The following is a 2,892-nucleotide window of genomic DNA, read 5'->3' as shown; positions in this document are numbered from 1 at the left end:
GTCTTCCTCCTTTCTCGAAACACTGCGTGACACCCAACACTTACACCATCGTCTCCAACCCGGCAGAGTCGGCCCAGGTGGACTCCGTAGATTTCACAAAATCGCAAGATACGACGAAGGCGTTGCATAACCTGATTGCATCGTTCTTGCACCTTGTAGGTGTTAACGCCGATGTAGCGCGGCTGGCGCAACATCATGCTTGGCCCGTGGACGGTCCGGATAGTGCTGCATTGGTTCAAGCCTTGCAAGGCTTGTCACTGGAGGTCATCCATCACCGAACCTCCATCGGCAAGTTGGTTCGCGGCCCGCTTCCCGCGCTGACGCATGATATTGATGGAGGTTGGCTGCTGATAGGCCATGCCGATGCGCATAACGTGGTGGTTCAAGCCAGCGGTGCTGCGCAGCCACAAAAGTTGACATGGATCGAGTTTGGCCAGCGGATGACTCAACAGGCCGCAAAGGCTGCTCAGATTGAATGGATCACGGCGCGTTCACAGGCAGCGGGAATGGTGCCTGGCAGTCATGGTGCCGGCTTGGGTTTTGGAGTCGGCTGGTTCTGGACATCGCTGAGTCAGTACAAGCAGGTGCTCGGCGAGGTTTTGCTTGCATCTTTCTTTATCCAGATATTCGCACTCCTCACCCCCTTGATATTCCAGGTGGTGATTGATAAGGTGCTTACGCATCGTTCGATGACCACGCTGGATGTAATGGTGGTTGCCCTGTTGGGGGTGGGGCTCTTCGAGGTGGTGCTCAGTGCCATGCGGCATTACCTCTTTACCCATACAACGAACCGAGTTGATGTGGAACTGGGAGCCAAGCTATTTCGTCACCTGCTGCATCTGCCGCTGTCTTATTTCGAGTCACGTCGTAGCGGCGATACAGTGGCAAGGGTGCGGGAACTGGAGAACGCGCGCAATTTCATGACAGGCAGCGCGTTGACCAGTTGGCTGGACCTGTTCTTTGCGATGGTGTTCTTGGGCGTCATGTTTTATTACAGTGTGGCGCTCACTCTGATCGTGATTTGCTCTTTGCCGGTGTTTTTTGTCGCGTCTTGGCTGATCACGCCGCTTATGCGCAAGAAGCTGGAAGACAAGTTCGCGCTGGGTGCCGAAAATCAGACATTTCTTGTGGAAACCGTCACTTCCATGGAAACACTCAAGAGCCATGCCGTGGAAGGTGCATGGCAGCGGGATTGGGAGCGGCGACTGTGTGACTATGTGACGGCCGCTTTTGAAGCGGGCCATTTGGGCAATGCCACCAACCAGTTTATCGGCCTGGCCAGCAAAGTATTGACGGTAGTGCTGTTGTACTTTGGTGCCAGGCTGGTGATTGACGGTGACATGACGGTGGGTGGCCTGATCGCTTTCAATATGTTGTCGGGCCGTGTCAATGCGCCCATCCTGAAGCTCGCTTCATTGTGGCAGGACTTTACCCAAATGAAGGTCAGTATCAAGCGCCTGGCCGACATCATGAATGCCACCCCCGAACCCGTGTTTCAGCCAGGCCGTAGTACTCCGCCAGCATTGGAGGGTAGGGTGACATTCGAAAATGTTTCGTTTCGCTATACCCAAAATGCTCCGGAGGTGCTGGGCGACGTGAGCGTGGATATCCGTCCTGGTGAGATCGTTGGAATTACGGGCATTTCTGGCGCGGGCAAGACCACCTTCATGCGGTTAGTGCAGCGCCTATATCTCCCCGAGAAGGGCCGGGTCTTGCTTGATGGCATGGATCTAAGCGTAGTGGACACCGCCTGGCTACGTCGGCAGATCGGCGTAGTCGGGCAGGATACGGCCTTGTTCAATCGTTCCGTGCGCGAAAACATTGCGCTAGGTAATCCGGCTATTGCCATGGACGCTGTGATGGAAAGCGCCCGACTGGCCGGCGCGCATGAATTCATTCTGCAGCTGCCCGAGGGCTATGACACGGTGATCGGCGAGCGAGGAAGCAAGATCTCGGGTGGTCAGCGCTCGCGTATCGCTATTGCGCGTGCGTTGGTGGGTAACCCGCAAATCCTGTTGTTCGATGAAGCCACTGCGGCTCTGGATTACGAAAGCGAGCGAGTTATTCACGACAACATGGCTCGTATTTGTGAGGGCCGCACGGTATTTATTGTTGCGCACCGCTTGTCCACCTTGCGGATGGCCCACCGGATTCTGGTGCTGGACCGAGGCCGTCTTATGGAGACTGGCAACCATCGCGAGCTCATGAACGTCAATGGTCGCTACGCCTCGCTGTATCAAGCGCATCAGGTGCTGGAGGCTGCATGAAGAACAAAAGCACAGCTGGACATGTCATGTTCAGCACGGCAGCCATTGCGMTGCGGCAACAGCCTCCTGCCAAAGTGGCACGTATGATCACTCTGGCCATTTGCACCATGGCGGCTGCGACGCTGGCTTATGCCTGCCTGGTCTCGATGGATATTGTGGTTACGGCACAGGGGCGCATCAGTGCGTCGGGCAAGAGCAAGGTCATACAGCCGTTGGAAGCCGGTGTGGTTAAGGTGATTGCGGTCAAGGATGGACAGCTCGTCAAAGCTGGAGACTTGCTCCTGGAGCTGGACGCCACCGCAACCCTGGCTGACCGTGATCGGTTGCAGCGCGAATTCTGGGAGACCCAGGCGGACGTGGCGCGACTCAATGCCTTGCTGTCGGGCAAGGACACTTGGGCCGAAACACGCGATTTGCCGGCTCCGATGCTTGCCAATCAGCAGGCAGTACTGGCTAATCGGCGCAGTGAGCAGGATTCACGTGTGGCCGCATTGGATGCTGACGTTGCAAGGCGTACGGCGGATCGCGAGGCCATTTCGGCGAATATCGCGCAGTTGCAGAATAGCCTGCCGCTGGTACGGAGAAAGCACGAAATGCGCGAAGAGCTGGCCAGCACGGGTCATAT

Annotated in this window: 1 protein-coding gene and 1 pseudogene; both read left to right on the top strand. The window is 56.5% G+C overall.

Annotated features, from left to right (window positions below; translation table 11 throughout):
• Positions 1-26: 26 nt before the first annotated feature.
• Positions 27-2,267, top strand: coding sequence for a type I secretion system permease/ATPase (locus tag AC1D1P_RS19645; protein WP_477668262.1), 2,241 nt, complete (start codon positions 27-29; stop codon positions 2,265-2,267).
• A pseudogene (locus AC1D1P_RS19640) lies at positions 2,264-2,892 on the top strand (HlyD family type I secretion periplasmic adaptor subunit); the annotation flags it as partial. The gene AC1D1P_RS19645 and the pseudogene AC1D1P_RS19640, both read left to right, overlap by 4 nt.

The sequence above is a fragment of the Polaromonas sp. P1_E1_2 genome, from assembly GCF_056406035.1.
Note: the sequence above shows the minus strand (reverse complement) of the source record. Positions and strands in the feature narration are given on the sequence as shown.